Here is a 19,068-nt window from a genome sequence, read left to right as displayed (position 1 = left end):
GTGCTCGGCGGGGGCGAGGTGGTGGGATTGGCCGTCCCGGTGCAGGTGGTGCCGTTGAGCGCGAAACTGTCCGGAACGGGGTTGCTGCGGTCGTTCCAGGAGCCGTTGAAGCCGAAGTTGGCGGTGCCGTTCGTGTCGATCCTGGCGTTGTGGCCGGCGTCGCGGGCGGTGACCTGGGCCCCGGACTGGCTGACGGTGGCGTTCCACGCCTGGGCGACCTGCTGCCCGGCCGTGTACGACCAGGTCAGCGTCCAGCCGTTCACCGGGTCGCCGAGGTTGGTGATGGTGATGTCGGCGCCGAAGCCGCCGCCCCACTGGTTGGTGATCCGGTAGTCGACGCGGCAGCCGGTGGCGGCGGCTGCCGCGGTCACGGCGGTCAGGGTGCCGGCGACGAGGGTGGTGGCCGTGATCGCGGCGAACAGCGCGGCCCGGCGGGACGGGATGAGTCGCACGGCGTGCCTCCGGAGGAGGTGGGCGCGCGGCGCCGTCGACCACACCGGTCTGCCCAGGACCGGCGGGGAGGTTGGTGCGCCGCACTGAGGGTGATGGCAGTGGCACGTAACGCATTGATACATGTAACTACTACTCCGCGCACCGCCGATGCTAGGACACCGCTTTCCCGCCGCACAACCCACCCGCGCCGCCGGCTTGCCCCAACCGGGCAACCACGACACCCGGGCCGGGACGACGCCCTGCCAGCACGGGCGCGACAGTCACCCTCCGTGAGCGTGCCGTACGGCCCGTTCTCCGCTCTGCCCGAGCGAACGCACGTCGGCGTGGTGACGCGTCGCGGGGCAGCAGGACTGTGGGCGGCCCGATCCGTCGCAGCAGGGACGTCCCGCCCCGGCGAAGCGGCCGGTTCAGCGGTCGGCACCGGCCAGGCGAGCCTCGGCCGGCGCCACGCCGGCCGGGACGGCAACGGCGGGAGCGTCGGCCTCGGCCAGGGCGGCGTCGGCGGCGCGGGCCCGGCGCAGCGCCCGTACCGCGAGGGCCAGGGCGACCACCCAACCGGCGACGAGCACGGCGTAGACCGCCGGGGTGAGCGCCGGCCCGGCGTCGCCGGCGCGCAACAGGGTGCGAGCGTTGGACAGCACGATCACGCCGCCGATGGCGGCACCGAGCAGCTGCGCCGGGACGATCCGGACCAGCCAGGCGGCGATCGGGGCGGCGATCAGGCCGCCGACCAGCAGCGCGGCGACGGTGGGCAGCAGGAAACCCTCACTGCCCAGACCGATCAGGAAGCCGATGCTGGCGGCGGCGGCGACCACGAACTCGGCGGTGTCGACGGAGCCGATCACCTTGCGCGGGGCGAGGCGGCCGGAGACCAGCAGGGCGGGGGTGGCCACCGGCCCCCACCCGCCGCCGCCGGTGGCGTCGACGAAGCCGGCGACCAGGCCGAGTGGGCCGAGGAACCGTCCACGCAACGTGCCGACGCCGGTGCGGGAACGCAGCGGCCGGGCGAAGCGGACCAGCAGGTACGCGCCGAGAGCGAAGAGGATGCCGGCCATCCACGGGGCGGCGGACTTGGTGGAGATCGCGCTGAGGAAGGTCGCCCCGGCGAATGCGCCCAGCGCGCCGGGGACGGCGATGCGGGTCACCACGCGCCAGTCGACGTTGCCGAAGCGCCAGTGGGCGACGCCCGCGGCGAGGGTGGTGCCGATCTCGGCCAGGTGCACGGAGGCGGAGGCGGCGGCCGGCGCGACCCCGACGAAGAGCAGCAGGGTGGAGGAGGTCAGCCCGTACGCCATGCCGAGCGCGCCGTCGACGAGCTGGGCGGCCAGCCCGACCAGGGCGAGGACCAGAAGCTTGCGCACGAGCCCCTCCAGGCTTTTCGGCATCTCCTATCAACTTGGCCGACAATGCGGTACGGAGGGCCCAGGGTCAACCCCTGTGTCGCGGAGTGGGACGCGACCCACGCCGATCGCGACCGGTACGGGAGAAGAGGCGTCAGATCCAGGCGCGCGGGTCCGCGGCCAGCTCGTTGATCCGCCCCGGCAGCTTCCCGGCGGCCACGTCGGCGAGGCTCACCTGCTCCAGGATCTCCCGCTCGCTGGCCCGCAGGGCGATCCAGACATCCTGCAACGCCTGGGCCGCGCCGTGGTAGCCCAGTTCCTCCGGGCGCTGCCCGCGTACGTGGGCGAGAGGCCCGTCGATCACGCGGATGACCTCGGCGAGGGAGATCTCCGCCGCCGGCCGGGCCAGCCAGTAGCCACCCTCCGGGCCACGCTGGGCCTGCACGATGCCGCCGCGCCGCAACTGGAGCAGGATGCTCTCGAGGAACTTCGGCGGGATGTCCTGGGCGCGGGCGATCTGCTCTGCGGTGACCGGCCGGGCCCGCCCGCCGTTCGCGCCGTCGGCGACCGCGGCGAGCTCGGCGGACGCGCGGAGGGCGTAGTCGACCCGGGCGGAGAGGCGCATGACGGCAAGGTTAGTCGGCGGCCCGACCGACCGGCCGGTCGGGCCTGGCCCCCACGATCACGTGCCCACGCGGCGCAGCAGACCCTCCTGCACGGCGCTGGCGATGTGCCGACCGTCGGTGGTGAACATCCGCCCGGTGGCCAGGCCGCGTGCCCCGGACGCCGACGGGCTCCAGCAGTCGTACAGGAACCACTCGTCGGCCCGGAACGGCCGGTGGAACCAGAGGGCGTGGTCCAGGCTGGCGCCGACCACTCCACCGGGGCCCCACACCTCGCCGTGTACCGAGAGCACCGAGTCCAGCAGGGTCAGATCGGAGGCGTACGCCAGGGCGCACGCGTGCAGCAGCGGCTCGTCCGGCAGCTTGCCGTCGATACGCATCCATACCCGCTGGTGCGGTTCGGCGGGCCGGTCCCCGGGTCGTACCCAACCGGGCTCACCCACGTACCGCACATCGATCGGGCGCGGAATCTGCCCCCAGATGCCGAGCCGTTCCGGGTAGCGGGAGAGCCGGTCGGTCATGGTGGGGACCTGCTCCGGCCCCGGCACGTCGGCCGGGACGGGCGCGTGGTGGTCCAGCCCCTCCTCCTGCCGCTGGAACGACGCGGACATGAAGAAGATCGGTTTGCCGTGCTGCAGCGCCACCGACCGGCGCACCGAGAACGACCGCCCGTCGCGGATGTTCTCCACCTGGTACTCGATGGGCTCGGCGGGATCGCCGGGGCGGACGAAGTAGCCGTGCAGCGAGTGCACCAGGCGGTCCGGGTCGACGGTACGTCCGGCGGCGACCAGAGCCTGACCGGCCACCTGGCCGCCGTACACCCGTTGCGGCCCGACCGGAGGGCTCATCCCCCGGAAGGTCATCTCGCCGGTGTGGTCGAGGTCGAGAACCTCCAGGAGCTGGTCGACCGCGGCCTGCCCGGTCAGCGCCGACGGCTCCGTCACCGTGCGCTCACTGCAGGGCCCGGGCGGAGGCGGCGTCGACCAGCGAACCGAGCTGGTGCACCCGCAGGGTGTTCGTGGAGCCCGGGGTGCCGGGCGGGCTGCCCGCCACGATCACCACGTACTCGCCCGGGTTGGCCCGGTTGAGGCCGAGCAGGGCCTGGTCGACCTGGCGGAACATGTCGTCGGTGTGCTCGACGAACGGCATCAGGAAGGTCTCCACGCCCCAGCAGAGGGCGAGCTGGTTACGCACCTCGGGAACCGGGGTGAAGGCCAGCAGCGGCAGGTCGCAGTGCAGCCGGGAGAGCCGCTTGACGGTGTCACCGGTCTGCGAGAACGCGACCAGCGCCTTGGCGCCGATGGCCCGGGCGATCGAGGAGGCGGCGACGGTCAGCGCGCCGCCGTGCGTACGCGGATCGTGCTGGAGCCGGGGCACCCCGATGGAGCCGGCCTCGGTGGTGGCGACGATCTTCGCCATGGTGCTGACGGTGAGCACCGGGTACTTGCCAACGCTGGTCTCACCGGAGAGCATCACCGCGTCCGCGCCGTCGAGCACGGCGTTGGCCACGTCCGAGGCCTCCGCCCGGGTCGGGCGGGAGTTCTCGATCATGGAGTCGAGCATCTGGGTGGCCACGATGACCGGCTTGGCGTTCTCCCGGCACAGCTGCACCGCACGCTTCTGCACCAGCGGCACCTGGTCCAGCGGAAGCTCCACGCCAAGGTCACCGCGGGCGACCATGACCCCGTCGAAGGCGAGCACGATCGCCTCCAGGTGGTCCACCGCCTCGGGCTTCTCCACCTTGGCCAGCACCGGGCGGTACACGCCCTCCTCGGCCATGATCGCGTGGACGAGCTTGATGTCCTCCGCCGAGCGGACGAAGGAGAGCGCGATCATGTCGACGCCGAGGCCGAGAGCGAAACGCAGATCCTCGGCGTCCTTGTCGGACATGGCCGGGACGCTGACCGCGACGTTGGGCAGCGAGACGCCCTTGTTGTTGGAGACCGGCCCGCCCTCGGTGACCAGGCAGCGGATGTCGTTGCCGGTGACGTCGCTGACCTCGACGGCGACCCGGCCGTCGTCGATCAGCAGCCGGTCGCCCGGCTTCACCTCCTGCGGCAGCTTGCGGTAGGTGCAGGAGACCCGGTCCCGGGTGCCGAGGACGTCGTCGCCGGTGATCACCACCGAGTCGCCGGTGCGCCACTCGTGCGGGCCGTCGGCGAACCGGCCGAGGCGGATCTTCGGCCCCTGCAGGTCGGCCAGGACGGCGACCGGACGGCCGGCCGCGTCGGCCGCCTCACGCACCAGGTGGTACACCACCTCGTGGTCTTCGTGGCTGCCGTGGCTGAAGTTGAGCCGGGCCACGTTCATGCCCGCCTCGACGAGCCCCCGGATCCGCTCCGGAGACGAGGTGGCGGGGCCAAGAGTGCAGACGATCTTCGCGCGGCGTGTCACGCCCATCAGGCTAGTCTCTCCTCCGGATCGACCTGCGGGCCGACCCCTTGCGGACTGTGGAACGGTTGTCCAACGACGCGTGACCGGATCGGTGGGCCGGCGGGACGCGGGCCCACCGGTGGACGTCGTGAACGGCGGGCATCGGCGACCGCGCGCCGGGAATCGTACCGCCCGCCGGCACCGGGAACAGGGAGGGCGTACCGCGGACGCCCCGCACCGCCGCTCCGCGCCGGCTCAGCTCTCCGTCTTGGCCAGCGGGAACTCCATCGAGCCGGCCGGGCAGAGGAAGGTCAGCACGTCCACCTGGTAGAGCCCGGCCTGCACAGCCGGGTCGGCCTCCATCACGCTGCGTACGTCGTCCACCGAGCCGGTGTGGGCCAGCCCGATGCCGATCGGGGGCGCCGGCTCCCGGGCCGGCCCGTCGATCGATCCGGCGACCAGCACCAGCCCACGACGCTGCAACGCCTGCATGTGCGCGAGGTGCTCAGCCTGTAGCCGCTGCACCGTCTCCTGCGGCAGGGCCGGCCCGGCCGGCCCCGGATACAGGACGATGCACTCGTACGTGTCCAGCGCGAAGTCCAGCTGCGGCGTACCCGTCATGGCGCTCCCTCCCGCGCTGCCGGCGTGGCGCACCGCGCCGGCCCCCGACTCGGCCCAGCGTCCCACGACCGGGCCGGCCGCAGCGGGCGCTTGCGGCACTTGCCCCGGGCCGCGCCCGGTTGCCGACCGACTGGGCCGCTCGTCCGACGTTCGGGCCGAGACCACCGCCCGGGCCGCGCGGCACCGGGCCGACCAGCGGTTCCGCACCCTGGTGGAGGCGTTCGCGGCACGGGTCCCGGGGCTGCCCGAGCCGGTCGGCGCGCACGGGATCGTCACCACGGTGGCGCTGCCGCTGCTGGACGCGCAGCGCCAGCCGATCGCCGCGCTGGCCTTCGGCTGGCACCGGGAACGCCCGCTGCGCGAGGGTGACCTGGCGTTGCTGGACACCATCGCCGACGCGATCCTGGACAAGCTCTCCGCCTCCGACGACGACCAGGCACTGGTGGTGATCCGGCGCGCCGGCTGACGGCTTGAGTGGTGCGGTCGAGGCAGAGCGACTGGCGAGCCCCTCTCGCGCGGTTCGTGCGCCTTACGTAGCTTATGGGTACCGGGGCTCCGCCGGCCGGCAGACAACGGCGATGATCTATCGCATGAATGGGGTACGCAGAATCGCCGCAGTGGCGGCGGTAACCGCAGTCGCCGTGGTCGGCGCCGGCACGCCGGCTTTCGCGTCGCGCAACGTCGGCTGGTTCTACACCAGCAACGGCCGGGACGCGGTGTTCTTCGACGCCGACCTCGCCGGCCACCCGGGCTACGAGAAGATCACCGTCTGCGACAACACCACCGACGGCATGGGCACCCGGGCGATCATCCGCAACCAGAACAACCTCGACGACGAGGTCCTGATCTCGGATCCGTCGAACAACGGCCACTGCGAGTCGTTCCAGTGGGACATGTGGCCCGAGGAGACCCCGCTCAACATCTGGGTCCTCAACTACAAGGGCACAAGGGCCTACAACCTGGAGATCACCAACAACGGAGTCGCCTGATCGGCGCCGGGAGTGGGCCGACGCTCGCCGGCGTCGCCCCACTCCCGCCGGAGCCTGTCAGAGGGCGTGGCAGTCGGGGTTGACGGGGCGGTCGGTGAGGATCTGGCGGACCGCCGTGTAGGTGGCGCCGTCGAGCACCAGGCCCAGGTGGCCGACGACCCGTAGCGGGCAGAAGCCCTGGATCAGCACGTTGGTCGCGCCGTCGGCCAGTTCCGCGTTGTCGACCGGACGCACCAGTTCGTCCTGCCGGGTGCGGATCGTGTGCCAGCGGACCGCGCCCGGAGTGTCGTCGCCCCCGTTCAGGCTGGCGAGGAAGTCCGAGCCGATCGCCATCTGCTGGCAGGCCAGCACGCCGGCGCAGCTGCCCAGCCCGACCACGTTCAGGATGTTGGCCACGTACGTGCCCCGCTGCGGGCTGCCCAGACTGACGTACCGGCCGACCGAGTCGACGCCCCCGAGGAACTTCACGTACCACCTGGAGACCAGGCCACCCTCGGAGTGGGCGACGATGTCGACCCGGGCCGCCCCGGTTCGGGCCCGCACCTGGTCGACGTATCCCTGGAACGCCCGGGCGGACTCCCGGATGTCGCCGAAGCCGAGACCGGGCAGTTCGTAGACCGAGACGCGGAAACCGTCGGCGCGCAGCCGCGCGACGATCGGCTCGTACGCGATGCTGACGCCCATCAGGCCGCCGACGACGATGACCGGATTCGCGTCGGCTACAGCGGTCAACGGTCCGTCGGGAGCGACGGACCGAGTGGCGGCGGACCGGTCCGGGGCGGCGTGGGCGGCGGTGGCGGGGACGAGAAGCGCGGTGACGGCGGCGGTGGCCGCGAGGATCGGTCGGAGCAGCATGACCACACCTCCGGTGGAGGTACCCGGGAGCCGGGGACGGGTGGATGAGATCCGATCGATCGTGGGATCGATGATGGTCGCCTTGATCCGCGCCCGTCAATGCAAAGTTACGGGCCGGTAACGTGATGTCGCTCCAGGAGCACAAAGGGCCCTATCGGACGTGACACACGATCGCGGCCCCGGCACCGCCATCCGGGGCCCGGCCGGCCGGTCGCGCCGCCAGACCCCCGCTCAGTTGCCCAGCGCCTGCACCCTGGCGATCGTCTCCTGGACGTGCTGCCGGGCCGGCTCACCACCCTGGGCGGCCTGGCCCAACGCCTGCCGGTAGGCGTCGATCACCCCGATGAGCGGGCCGGCGGCCACCCCCTCCAGCGCGCCGGCGACCAGCGCCCGCGCTTCGGCGGCGTCCTGCGCGGCAGAAGCCGTCTTGGCCCTGGCCTCGTCCAGCTTCTGCATCGCCGCCGTCAGCCGCGCGATCATCTGCGCTGCGCTCACGCGCCCTCCCCTGGTCGCCCCGCGTCGATCGGCCACGCCACCGCACCGGCGCCGGCCACCAGGGAGCCTACGGAATCAACCCACCCGCCGCGACCACCCGAAGACCTACGGGATACCGGCTGCCGCCCGACCACAACCGGTGGGCGGCCGACGGTTCAGCGCAGGGCCCGGACCACCAGCAGGCTGGCGCAGTAGGCGATGGGCACCAGGGCCACGCAGATGACGAAGCCGAGCGGGACGAAACGCGGCGGGTCCACGGTGGCCAGTGCCGGGCGGCCCCACCGGCCGAGGATGAACCAGCCGGCGACGAAGGAGAGCACCGGCAGGCCGGCGCAGATCCACGCGCCGAGGGTGAAGCCGCTGACCAACCCCACCCCGGAGGCGACCACCAGCACCAGCATCAGCAGCACCCCGGCGGCGGCGCAGGCGACGTAGACGGCGACCGCCCGGGCCGCCGGTGACCAGGTGGGCAGCAGTTCCGGCCGCTGGGCGAGGGCTTGGACGTACCCGATCCGCCGGTCGGCCTCCTCGGTCAGCGCGCGCGCCTCGTCCAGGACGGCCGCCGGGTCGGCGTCGGCGAAGGCGGCGGGAGCGGTGCCGGCGGGAGCGGCGCGGGGTGTCGCGATCGCCTGACCGAGCTGGTCGAGGCGTTGCCCCTGCACGGCGAGCCGCTGGGCGAGCTGCTCGACGCCCGCGTGCAGCCGGCGACGCCGTTCGACCTCGGCGGCGACGCCGCGCTCTCCGGCACGTACCTGGGCGGAGAGCTGGCGGACGGCGACGGCGTACTCCTCGAAGGTGGACACTCAGTGCTCCTCGGCGTCGGGACGGTGCCCCGCACGGACGAACGGCACGATCAGCGCGGTCCGCTGGGCGTGCCGGTCCACCAGCAACGCCCGGTGCGGCCGCGGGGTGTACGCCAGGTCGGTGACCCCCAGGTGCAGGCCGAGGTCGGCGGCGGGCACGTTGAGCGCGACCAGGCAGGCCACGTCGTCGCGGTGCTGCGAACCGCCCAGGTCGTCGCCGAGCCGGCGCAGACCGCGCCACCAGCCGAGCAGGTGCGTCCCCTGGCCGGGACCCTGGCGCAACAGCGTCCGCAGGTCGTCGTGCCCGGAGCGGAAGGTGCCCGGGTCGGTCCGGCCCAGGGCGCCTGCCGCCGCGTCCATCCCGAACACCACGAGGTACGTGCGGCTGCGCGACCCGGGGTCGGCGGCCAGCGCGCCGACGCGGCGCCGCAGCTCGGCGGCGTCGACCACGGTGACCGGGTGCCCGGCGGCCTTGATCCCGGCGATCGTCTCCTCCGCCAGGGCGTCGGCGGCCTCGACCAGCGGGGCGAGGACGAACTCCGCCTCCCCGGGGGCGTGCTGGCGGGCCAGGCCCAACCCGGCGGCGCGCAGCACGTGCGCCCCGGTGGCGGAGGTGCCGACCACCGCGAGGTGCCGGCCGGGGGTGGCGTCCAGAGCGAACCGGGCGGGGCTGCCGTCCACGTCGACGGTGCGGCCGACCGGCACGACCGGCCGACCGGCGCCGGGCCGCAGCGCGGCGGCAGCCGGGTCGTCCTCCAGGTGTGCCGGCTCGTATCCCCGGAAGACCGACGGTGGGCGGACGCCCTCCGGCGCGGCGTCCCACAGCTCGTAGCGCAGCCGGGCGATCTGCCGGGCGTCGGCGTGCGCGTCGGGGAAGCGGACCAGCCGGTCCGCGCCGGGGGCCCCGGCGGCGGTGTTCACCACGGCGGTGCCGACCTCGGTCGCGGCGGAGGTCGTCGGACGTACCCCGAGCACGGCCTCTCCGCCGGGCAGCGCCACCCGGAGCGCGAACTGCCCGAACAGCGTGTCGGCGCGGCCGTAGAGGGCCTCGATGCCGGTCGTGCTCTGGCTGGCCAGCACCAGGTGCACGCCGTACGAGCGGCCCTTGCGAGCCAGTTCCTCCAGCAGGTCGACAGCTTCCCGGGCCAGCCGGTCGTTGCCGGCGAGCAGCACGTGGAACTCGTCGACGACGGCCACCACGCGCGGCGCCGCCGCGTCGGCGGGCAGATCGGCGAGTTTGCTGACCCCGTGGCGTTTGAGCAGGTCGGCCCGGCGGCCCAGGTCGCGGCGGAGTTCGCGGAGCACGGCCAGGCCGTACTCGCGGTCGGACTCGACGCCGACAGCCCGGGCGTGCGGCAGGAAGGACGGGTCGCGGGCGGTGGGCACGAACTCGGTGAAGCTGACGCCCTCCTTGAAGTCGAGCAGCCAGAGCTGGAGTTCGGCCGGGGCGTACCGGGCGGCGAGGCCGTAGAGGACGTCGAGCAGGAACACCGTCTTGCCGGCGCCGGTGCGCCCGCCGACCAGCCAGTGCGGGGTCGCGTCGTCGAAGGCGAGGGTGACCGGCTCCCGCCCGGCGCGGCCGACGACCGTGCGCAGCCCGGCCCGCGCCGACTCCGTCCAGCGCCGCTCGGGCAGCAGGTCCGCGACGTGCAGCGCCGCGACGGCCCGCACGGCCGCGTCCAGTCGCTCGGCGAGCGCGCGTACGGCCTGCGCCGGCGGGTCGGGGTCGAGCAGCACCGGTACGGCCAGGCCGGCGCCGTCGTCGCCGTACGGGTTCCCCGGCGGGTCACCGATCCAGGCGTACCGTTCGTCGAGCCGGATCGTCGTGGTGGCGCCCAGCGGCGGCGGCGCCTGACCGGGCGAGCTGGCCGGGTAGCCGGCGAGCAGCACGCAGACCGACGCGGCCGGTCCGGCGTGGGTGAGCGCGGCGAGCCGGGCCAGTTCCCGGGGACCCGGGGTGGAGGCGGCCACCACCAGCAGCAGTTCGTGGTCGTCGCGGTCGGCCTGCTGGGCGGCGCGGGCGTGCGCCTGGGCGGCGTCGAGCAGCGCGCCGATCTCCACCTCGGTGGTGGCGGTAGCGCCGAGGACGCCGGCGTCGCGCAACGCCCGCAGCGGCAGGAAGGTGGCGCCGAGCGCGGCGGGGTCGACACCCACCACCCGGACCGCGCCAGGGGCGGTGGTGGCGAGCAGGCGCAGCACCAGCACCCGCAGCAGCACCGCCACCCGGGGGTCGCGGGCGTCGGCGTTGACGGCGAGGTGCCGGCCGGCGCCCAGCGGCACCAGCAGCGGAAAGCGACCGTCGGCGGTGGACGCCTGACCGATCCGCACCGGCGCGGGAGCGCCGGCCGGGCGGGCGGTCCGCGCCCCCGGGGCGGTCAGCGCGTCGGCGAGACGGCCGAGCCGGGCGACGAGGTCGACGGTACGCTCCGGCACGGGTTGGCCGGTCAGCCGGTCGAGCAGGGCGCGGGCGTGCGCCCAGCGTTCCCGGGCGTGGCGGTGCGCCGCCACCGCCTGCCCGTACGCCGACGCGAGCCTGCCCACCCTCTGCTCCCCCACCACGTGCCGTCCGATCCTCGGAAACCCTAGTGGAGCCGACCCGGCGGCGCACCAGCCGATCATCGGCCGGGACGCCGCCCGACCAGGCAGCCCACGCCGGCCGGTCCCACCCGGTTCACAAACATCGATTAGGTTGATCGCGCGAGCATCCCCGACGGAGGGAGACCCTTTCGTGCGACGCGTTCTCACGGCGGCCATCGCCGCCCTGACCGTCACGACCGCCGGCACCCTGGTGACCGGCACCCCCGGCCAGGCCGCCGACCGATCCGGTCGGAGCCGGCACATCCCGGTCGCCGTATCCGCGCCCGGCAGCCCCGGCCTGGGTGACAGCTACTTCCCGACCTACGGCAACGGCGGGTACGACGTCGACCACTACGACGTACGCCTGCGCTACGATCCGGCCACCGACCGCCTCACCGGCACCACCACCATCCTGGCGAAGGCCACCCAGGATCTGTCCCGGTTCAACCTGGACTTCCTGCTCGACGTGGAGTCCGTCCGGGTGAACGGCTGGGCGGCCCGGTTCGCCCGGGAGGGCAGCCACGAGTTGGCGGTCACCGCGCCGCGCGGGATCACCCGGGGCCAGGCGCTCACCATCGTGGTGACGTACGCCGGCGTGCCGTCGGAGACCCTGGTGGACGGTTACACCGGCTGGACCCGCACCGCCGACGGCGCGCTGGCCGTCAACGAGCCGGAGTCGGCCTGGTGGTGGTTCCCGGCCAACGACCATCCGCTGGACAAGGCCACCTTCGACATCTCCGTCTCGGTGCCCGCGGGCGTCGAGGTGGTCAGCAACGGCGTGCAGCCGCGGCCCGCGCTCGCCGAGCCCGGCAACCGGGTCCGGTGGAGCTGGCGGACCACCACGCCGACCGCCACCTACCTGGCGTTCCTCGCCATCGGCCAGTACGACGTCGTCACCGACACCGCGCCGAACGGGCAACCGGTGGTCAACGCGTACAGCACCACGCTGGGCGAGCTCGGGCCGGCCGCCCGGGCCAGCATCGAGCGCACCGCCGAGGTCGTCGACTGGGCCAGCGGGGTCTTCGGGCCGTACCCGTTCGAGGCCCAGGGTGGGGTGGCCGGGCCGGTCGACGGCATCGGTTTCGCGCTGGAGACGCAGACCCGGCCGGTGTACGGCCCGGGCTTCTGGCGGCGCGGGTCCAACTCGTACGTGGTGGTGCACGAGCAGGCCCACCAGTGGTTCGGCAACTCGGTGTCGGTGGCGCAGTGGCGCGACATCTGGCTGAACGAGGGCCTCGCCACGTACGCCGAGTGGCTGTGGTCCGAGGAACAGGGTGAGGGCACCGCCCAGGAGCTGTTCGACTTCACCTACGCCAGCTATCCGGAGAACTCCGGCTTCTGGCAGGTGCTCCCGGGAGACCCGGGCGCCGGCCGTATCTTCCACGACGCGGTCTACGACCGGGGCGCGATGGCGGTGCACCAGCTGCGGCTCGCCGTCGGCGACGAGGCGTTCTTCGCGTTGCTCCCGGCGTGGACCGCCGCGCACCGGCACGGCAACGCCACGATCGCGCAGTTCCAGGCGTCGGCCGAGCGGATCTCCGGCCTGGACCTGGACGACCTCTTCACCACCTGGCTGTTCACCGCCGGTCGTCCGGCGCTGCCGACCGCCGCCGCCCGCGCGGCACTCGCCCCGCAGCAGCCGAAGTCGTGGACGAAGATCCGCGAGGCGCACCAGGTGCGGCAACGCTGATCCACCGACGGTTGGTTGTCCGCCCGGGCTCCGGGTGGCGACGCCGGCAGGGTTGGACACCCTCGCCACGGGCTGAGGCACTTGGGTACGGAAGTGGCTCGGAGCCGACCTGTTCGACGGGGCGGTCCCGTGGGCAACGCCGCCCGCCGGCAGCGGGAGACGCGGCGGCCCGGCCCTCGGCGATCGCCCAGACGATCAGTGAGGCGCCCCGGTGCATGTCGCCGGCGACGAAGACCCCGTCGGCGTCGGTCTGCCAGTCCGGCCGCGCGTCCACCGCGCCGCGCGCGTTGCGGGCCACCCCGAACTGTGCCAGCAACGGCTGTTCCTCGGTGCCCTCGAAGCCGATCGCCAGCAGCACCAGGTCGGCGGGGAGTTCCCGCTCCGAGCCGGGCAGCGGGGTGACGATCCGCCGGCCGTCCCGCTTCTCCACGGTGACCTCGGCGATCCGCACCCCCTTCACCTGGCCGGTGCCGTCGTCGACGAACTCCTGCACCGCCACGGCGAAGACCCGCTCGCCGCCCTCCTCGTGCGCCGGGTAGTTGCGCAACACCCACGGCCAGGTCGGCCACGGATCGCGGTCGGCGTCGCGGCTGTGCGGCGGCTCGGGGTACAGGTCGAGCTGGTGCACCCCGGCCGCGCCCTGCCGGTGGGCAACGCCCAGGCAGTCCGCCGCGGTGTCACCACCACCGATGATCACCACATGCTTGCCGGCCGCGTCGATCGGTGTGCCGTCGGGCAGCAGCGCCAGGGCCGGCCTACCCTCACCGGCCGAGGCGACCACCCGGTTCGAGGCCACCAGGTGCGCCATCGCCTGGTGTACGCCGCGCAGCGCCCGCCCCGGCGTCTCCGGGGTGTCCCGGCCCTGCAACGCGCCGCAGGCCAACAGCACCGCGTCGTGCTCGGCGCGCAACTGCTCGGCGGTCACGTCGACGCCGACGTTCACCCCGGTGCGGAACGACACGCCCTCGGCGGCCAACTGGGCCAGCCGGGCGTCGATGTGCCGCTTCTCCAGCTTGAAGTCCGGGATGCCGTACCGGAGCAGGCCACCGATCGCGTCGTCGCGCTCGTACACGGTCACGGCGTGACCGGCGCGGGCGAGCTGCTGCGCGGCGGCGAGCCCGGCGGGGCCGGAGCCGACCACGGCGACCGACCGGCCGGTCGGTGGCGGCACCGGCTGGGGCCGCAGCCCGCCCCGGGCCGCCGCCGCGTCGGCGATCTCCACCTCGACCTGCTTGATGGTGACCGGCTGTTGACCGCCGAGGCCGAGCACGCACGCCGCCTCGCAGGGCGCCGGGCAGAGCCGGCCGGTGAACTCCGGGAAGTTGTTGGTGGCGTGCAGCGACTCCACCGCCGCGTCCCAGTTGCCGGTCCGGACCAGGTCGTTCCAGTCCGGGATGCGGTTGCCCAGCGGGCAGCCGTCGTGGCAGAACGGGATGCCGCAGTCCATGCAGCGGGTGGCCTGCTCGCGGATCAGCTCCTCGCCTGCGGGCGGGTACACCTCCCGCCAGTCCATGATCCGCACCGGCACCGGGCGTCGGGCCGGCAACCGCCGGTCGTAGCGCAGGAAACCGTTCGGGTCAGGCACGAGCCACCTCCTGGACCGCCACCCGCGCAGCGGGCAGCACCGGCGCGGCCAGCGCAGACATGACCGCGTCGTCGACGTCACGGCCGGCGGCTTCGGCGGCCTTCATGATCTCCACCACCCGGCGGTAGTCCCGGGGCACCACCGCGGTGAACTCCTCGGCCGCCTCCGGCCAGCGCTTGAGCAGCTCCGCCCCGACGGCCGAGTCGGTCTCCGCCACGTGCCGCTGCACCAGGTCGTGCAGCAGCTCGCGCTCCTCGTCACGCAGCGACGTCAGATCGACCAGCTCGGCGTTGACCCGCCCGGTGTCCAGCCGCCACACGTACGCGGTGCCGCCCGACATGCCGGCGGCGAAGTTGCGCCCGGTCTCACCGAGCACCACCACGGTGCCGCCGGTCATGTACTCGCAGCCGTGGTCACCGACTCCCTCGACGACCGCCACCGCGCCGGAGTTGCGCACGGCGAACCGCTCCCCCACCCGGCCCCGCAGGAACAACTCGCCCGCGGTGGCCCCGTACAGGATGGTGTTGCCGGCGACGATCTGGTCCTCGGCCCGCTGCCCGGCCGGGGCCTCGGAATAGACGAACGGCGCGGCGGCGTCCGGGCGGACGACGATCCGCCCGCCGGAGAGACCCTTGCCGACGTAGTCGTTGGCGTCACCGTGCAGCCGCAGCGTCACGCCGCGCGGCAGGAACGCGCCGAAGGACTGCCCGGCGGTGCCGCGCAGCACGAACTCGATGGTGTCGTCGGCCAGGCCGGCGCCGCCGAACCGGCGGGTGACCTCGCCACCGAGCATCGCGCCGACGCTGCGGTGCTCGTTGCGCACCGCCACCTCGACCCGGACCGGAGTGCCGTCGCGCAGCGCGGGCTGCGCCAACGCGATCAGCTCGTTGTCCAGCGCCAGTTCCAGGCCGTGGTCCTGGGGGCGCACGCCGCGCCGCGCGGCGCCCGCCGGCAGCTCCGGCAGATGCAGTACGCGCGACAGGTCCAGCCCGTGGGCCTTCCAGTGGTCGACCGCCGGGGCGACGTCGAGCAGCTCGGTGTGCCCGATCGCCTCCTCGATGCTGCGGAAGCCCAGCTCGGCCAGATAGCCGCGGACCTCCTCGGCGAGGAAGAGGAAGAAGTTCTCCACGAACTCCGGCTTGCCGGTGAAGCGCTCGCGCAGCACCGGGTTCTGGGTGGCGATGCCGACCGGGCAGGTGTCCAGGTGGCAGACCCGCATCATCACGCAACCCTCGACGATCAGCGGGGCGGTGGCGAACCCGAACTCCTCGGCGCCGAGCAGCGCCGCGACGAGCACGTCCCGGCCGGTCTTGAGCTGGCCGTCGACCTGCACGGTGACCCGGTCACGCAGCTTGTTCAGCAGCAACGTCTGCTGCGCCTCGGCCAGGCCCAGCTCCCAGGGGGTGCCGGCATGCTTGAGCGAGTTCAGCGGCGACGCGCCGGTGCCGCCGTCGTGGCCCGAGATGAGGATGACGTCCGCCTTGAGCTTGGCCACGCCCGCCGCGACGGTGCCCACCCCGGTCTCGCTGACCAGCTTCACGTGCACCCGGGCGGCCGGGTTCACGCACTTGAGGTCGTGCACGAGCTGGGCGAGGTCCTCGATGGAGTAGATGTCGTGGTGCGGCGGCGGGGAGATCAGGCCGACGCCCGGGGTGGCGTGCCGGGTCCGGGCGATCCACGGCCAGACCTTGTTGCCGGGCAGCTGGCCGCCCTCACCGGGCTTGGCACCCTGGGCCATCTTGATCTGGAGGTCGTCGGCGTTGACGAGGTACTCGCTGGTCACGCCGAACCGGCCGCTGGCGATCTGCTTGACCGAGGAGCGGCGGACCGGGTCGTAGAGGCGCTCGACGTCCTCGCCGCCCTCGCCGGTGTTGGACTTGCCGCCGAGGCGGTTCATCGCGATGGCGAGGGTCTCGTGCGCCTCGGCCGAGATCGAGCCGTACGACATGGCGCCGGTCGCGAACCGCTTGACGATCTCGCCGGCCGGCTCGACCTCCTCGATCGGCACCGCCGGACGGACCCCGGTGCGCAGGGTGAACAGGCCGCGCAGCGAGCCGGCCTTCGCGGCCAACTCGTCGACCTTGGCGGTGTACTGCCGGAAGACGTCGTACTGGCGGCTGCGGGTGGCGTGCTGGAGCAGGAAGACCGTCTCCGGGTTGAACAGGTGCAGCTCACCCTCGCGGCGCCACTGGTACTCGCCACCGACCTCCAGCCGGTCGGACGTCATCGCGCCCGGCGCCGGCCAGGCCAGGGAGTGCCGGGCGGCCACCTCGGCGTGGATCTCGTGCAGCCCGATGCCGCCGATGGTGCTCGGGGTGCCCCGGAAGTACCGCTCGACCAGGCGGGTGTCCAGGCCGACCGCCTCGAAGACCTGCGCGCCGCAGTACGACGACACCGTCGAGATACCCATCTTGGACATGATCTTCAGGACGCCCTTGCCGAGCGCCTTGACGTAGTTGCGGATCGCCTTCACCGGCTCCACGCCGACCAGGGCTCCGGTGGAGATCATGTCCTCCACCGACTCGAAGGCGAGGTACGGGTTGACCGCCGCCGCGCCGTACCCGATGAGCACGGCCGCGTGGTGCACCTCCCGGCAGTCGCCGGTCTCGACGATCAGCGCCACCTGGGTACGCGTCTGCTCCCGCACGAGGTGCTGGTGCACGGCGGCGGTGAGCAGCAGCGACGGGATCGGCGCGAGGTCGGCGTTGGAGTCCCGGTCGGACAGGACCAGGATCCGCACGCCGTCCTCGATCGCCTCGGAGACGTGCCGGCAGATCTCGGTCAGCCGGGCCTTGATGCCGGCGCCGCCGTCACGGATCCGGTACAACCCGGAGACCCGCACGGCCTTGAAACCGGGCAGGTCGCCGTCCTCGTCGATGTCGAGGATCTTGGCCAGCTCGTCGTTGTCGATCACCGGGTACGGCAGCACGATCTGCCGGCAGCTCGCCGGGCCGGGGTCGAGCAGGTTGCCCTCCGGGCCGATGGTCGAGGCCAGGCTGGTCACCAGCTCCTCCCGGATGGCGTCCAGCGGCGGGTTGGTGACCTGGGCGAAGAGCTGGTGGAAGTAGTCGTAGAGCAGTCGCGGCCGGGTCGACAGGGGGGCGATCGGGGTGTCCGTGCCCATCGAACCGATCGGCTCGGCTCCGCTGCGCGCCATCGGCGCGAGCAGGATCTTCAGCTCCTCCTCGGTGTAACCGAAGGTCTGCTGGCGGCGGCGTACCGAGTCGTGGGTGTAGACGACGTGCTCACGCGGCGGCAGGTCGCCCAGCTCGATCAGGCCGGCGTGCAGCCAGTCGGCGTACGGCTCGGCGGCGGCGAGCTCGGTCTTGATCTCGTCGTCGGAGACGATCCGCCCGTTGACCGTGTCGACCAGGAACATCTTGCCCGGCTGGAGGCGGCCCTTGGCGACCACGGTGGCCGGGTCGAGGTCCAGCACGCCCGCCTCGCTACCCAGCACGACCAGGCCGTCGGCGGTGCGCCACCAGCGGCCCGGGCGCAACCCGTTGCGGTCCAGCACCGCGCCGACGACCTCACCGTCGGTGAAGGCGACCGAGGCGGGGCCGTCCCACGGCTCCATCAGGCTGGCGTGGAAGCGGTAGAAGGCCCGCTTGTCCGCGCGCATGCCCGGGTCGTTCTCCCACGCCTCGGGGATCATCATCAGCACCGCGTGGGGCAGGCTCCGCCCGGCCAGGTGCAGCAGCTCCAGAACCTCGTCGAAGTTCGCCGAGTCGGAGGCGCCCGGGGTGCAGACCGGGAAGACCCGCCGGATGTTGCCGGGGATGTGCGGGCTGCGCAGCAGCGCCTCGCGGGCCTGCATCCAGTTGCGGTTGCCGCGGATGGTGTTGATCTCACCGTTGTGGGCGATGAACCGGTACGGGTGGGCCAGCGGCCAGGACGGGAAGGTGTTGGTGGAGAACCGGGAGTGCACCAGCGCGATGGCGCTGTCCATGCGCTCGTCGGTCAACTCCGGGAAGTACGCCGGAAGCTGGTCGGGGGTGAGCATGCCCTTCCAGGTCATGGTCCGCGACGACAGCGACGGGAAGTACGCCGGCACGCCCCGCTCGGCGGTCTCCCGCTCGGCCTGCTTGCGTACGCAGAAGGCCACCCGGTCCAGGTCGATCCCGGTCAGCGGGGTGCCGGCCGGGCCCACCGGGGTGTCGGTGAGCCGGTGCGCGGCGAGGAAGAGCTGCCGGATCCGGGGCATCGCCTGAAGGGCGGTCTCACCCAGGTCGGTGGGGTCGGTGGGCACCTCCCGCCAGCCGAGCACCTCGGCCCCCTCGACCAGGGCGTACTTCTCGACCACCTGCCGGGCGCGCGCCTCGGCGGCGTCGTCGTCGGGCAGGAAGACCAGCCCGGTGGCGTACTGCCCGGCCGGCGGGAGCGGGAACTCCACCACCGCGCGCAGGAAGGCGTCCGGAACCTGGATCATGATCCCCGCGCCGTCACCCGTGTTGTGCTCCGCGCCCCGCGCGCCCCGGTGGTCCAGGCGACAGAGCGCGCCGAGTCCGCCGGCCACCACCGCGTGGGAGCGGCGGCCGTGCAGATCCGCGACGAAGGCCACGCCGCACGCGTCGTGCTCGTTGGCCGGGTCGTAGAGACCGGCCGGGGGCGGGGCCGACTGCGGGCTGTGAGGGTACGGAAAGGCCACCGGGCCTCCTGTCGTC

The 19,068-nt window shown here is 73.4% G+C and carries 14 protein-coding genes and 1 pseudogene; 3 read left to right on the top strand and 12 right to left on the bottom strand.

The genetic code is table 11. The features are described 5' to 3' along the window. From E1165_RS08585 to E1165_RS08560, 6 genes are all read right to left on the bottom strand, one after another. On the bottom strand, positions 1–452 hold a 452-nt coding region (locus E1165_RS08585), incomplete at its 3' end, for a cellulose-binding domain-containing protein (RefSeq protein ID WP_243704658.1). A gap of 408 nt (positions 453–860) precedes the next feature. Further along, the gene (locus E1165_RS08580; protein ID WP_132389475.1) at positions 861–1,814 is read right to left on the bottom strand and encodes a sulfite exporter TauE/SafE family protein; all 954 of its coding nucleotides are present in this window, start codon (positions 1,812–1,814) and stop codon (positions 861–863) included. A gap of 133 nt (positions 1,815–1,947) precedes the next feature. Continuing rightward, positions 1,948–2,418 (bottom strand): Rrf2 family transcriptional regulator, encoded by a 471-nt coding sequence (locus tag E1165_RS08575; RefSeq protein WP_132389463.1) that lies wholly within the window; start codon positions 2,416–2,418, stop codon positions 1,948–1,950. 57 nt (positions 2,419–2,475) lie between these two features. Continuing rightward, a complete protein-coding gene (locus E1165_RS08570) occupies positions 2,476–3,360 on the bottom strand; it encodes an acyl-CoA thioesterase II (RefSeq protein ID WP_132389461.1) in 885 nt (294 codons plus the stop codon). A gap of 7 nt (positions 3,361–3,367) precedes the next feature. Further along, positions 3,368–4,816 (bottom strand): pyruvate kinase, encoded by a 1,449-nt coding sequence (pyk, locus tag E1165_RS08565; protein ID WP_132389459.1) that lies wholly within the window; start codon positions 4,814–4,816, stop codon positions 3,368–3,370. A 228-nt stretch (positions 4,817–5,044) separates the two neighbouring features. Beyond that, positions 5,045–5,410, bottom strand: coding sequence for a YciI family protein (locus tag E1165_RS08560; RefSeq protein WP_132389457.1), 366 nt, complete (start codon positions 5,408–5,410; stop codon positions 5,045–5,047). On the opposite strand from E1165_RS08560, the gene E1165_RS08555 reads away from it, so the two are divergent. After that, positions 5,409–5,876, top strand: a complete 468-nt coding sequence (locus E1165_RS08555; RefSeq protein ID WP_132389455.1) for a GAF domain-containing protein — start codon at positions 5,409–5,411, stop codon at positions 5,874–5,876. The two genes, E1165_RS08560 and E1165_RS08555, sit on opposite strands and share 2 nt — an antisense overlap. A 124-nt stretch (positions 5,877–6,000) precedes the next feature. After that, on the top strand, positions 6,001–6,399 hold the full coding sequence (locus E1165_RS08550) for a hypothetical protein (protein WP_132389453.1): 399 nt from the start codon (positions 6,001–6,003) through the stop codon (positions 6,397–6,399). A gap of 57 nt (positions 6,400–6,456) precedes the next feature. Here the strand turns inward: E1165_RS08550 and E1165_RS08545 are convergent, their stop codons facing one another. The 4 genes from E1165_RS08545 to E1165_RS08530 form a co-directional block, all read right to left on the bottom strand. After that, positions 6,457–7,254 carry a triacylglycerol lipase gene (locus E1165_RS08545; RefSeq protein ID WP_132389451.1) on the bottom strand — a complete coding sequence of 266 codons (798 nt, stop codon included), beginning with the start codon at positions 7,252–7,254 and terminating at the stop codon, positions 6,457–6,459. Positions 7,255–7,485: 231 nt separating this feature from the next. Next, positions 7,486–7,749 carry a DUF6244 family protein gene (locus E1165_RS08540; protein WP_132389449.1) on the bottom strand — a complete coding sequence of 88 codons (264 nt, stop codon included), beginning with the start codon at positions 7,747–7,749 and terminating at the stop codon, positions 7,486–7,488. 155 nt (positions 7,750–7,904) lie between these two features. Beyond that, positions 7,905–8,552 (bottom strand): hypothetical protein, encoded by a 648-nt coding sequence (locus E1165_RS08535; protein ID WP_132389447.1) that lies wholly within the window; start codon positions 8,550–8,552, stop codon positions 7,905–7,907. Beyond that, positions 8,553–11,093 carry an FtsK/SpoIIIE domain-containing protein gene (locus E1165_RS08530; protein ID WP_132389445.1) on the bottom strand — a complete coding sequence of 847 codons (2,541 nt, stop codon included), beginning with the start codon at positions 11,091–11,093 and terminating at the stop codon, positions 8,553–8,555. Between the two features lie 187 nt (positions 11,094–11,280). Between E1165_RS08530 and E1165_RS08525 the strand changes: the two genes are divergently transcribed. Then, positions 11,281–12,819, top strand: coding sequence for a M1 family metallopeptidase (locus tag E1165_RS08525; RefSeq protein ID WP_132389443.1), 1,539 nt, complete (start codon positions 11,281–11,283; stop codon positions 12,817–12,819). A 157-nt stretch (positions 12,820–12,976) separates the two neighbouring features. Here the strand turns inward: E1165_RS08525 and E1165_RS08520 are convergent. Together E1165_RS08520 and gltB are read right to left on the bottom strand one after the other, a co-directional pair. After that, positions 12,977–14,404, bottom strand: a pseudogene (locus E1165_RS08520) (glutamate synthase subunit beta); the annotation flags it as partial. Beyond that, positions 14,397–19,052, bottom strand: coding sequence for a glutamate synthase large subunit (gene gltB / locus E1165_RS08515; protein WP_132389441.1), 4,656 nt, complete (start codon positions 19,050–19,052; stop codon positions 14,397–14,399). The gene gltB and the pseudogene E1165_RS08520, both read right to left, overlap by 8 nt. Between the last annotated feature and the right edge of the window lie 16 nt (positions 19,053–19,068).

The organism is Micromonospora sp. KC723 (genome assembly GCF_004348595.1).
In the GTDB taxonomy this organism is placed as follows: domain Bacteria; phylum Actinomycetota; class Actinomycetes; order Mycobacteriales; family Micromonosporaceae; genus Micromonospora.
The sequence above is the reverse complement of the archived record's forward strand: the minus strand, read 5'-3'. Positions and strand labels throughout refer to the sequence as shown.

Coding starts and splice junctions, on each gene's coding strand:
- pyk (WP_132389459.1), bottom strand. CDS start 4,816: ATGGGCGTGACACGCCGCGCGAAGATCGTCTGCACTCTTGGCCCCGCC.
- E1165_RS08545 (WP_132389451.1), bottom strand. CDS start 7,254: ATGCTGCTCCGACCGATCCTCGCGGCCACCGCCGCCGTCACCGCGCTT.
- E1165_RS08575 (WP_132389463.1), bottom strand. CDS start 2,418: ATGCGCCTCTCCGCCCGGGTCGACTACGCCCTCCGCGCGTCCGCCGAG.
- E1165_RS08555 (WP_132389455.1), top strand. CDS start 5,409: ATGGCGCTCCCTCCCGCGCTGCCGGCGTGGCGCACCGCGCCGGCCCCC.
- E1165_RS08560 (WP_132389457.1), bottom strand. CDS start 5,410: ATGACGGGTACGCCGCAGCTGGACTTCGCGCTGGACACGTACGAGTGC.
- E1165_RS08550 (WP_132389453.1), top strand. CDS start 6,001: ATGAATGGGGTACGCAGAATCGCCGCAGTGGCGGCGGTAACCGCAGTC.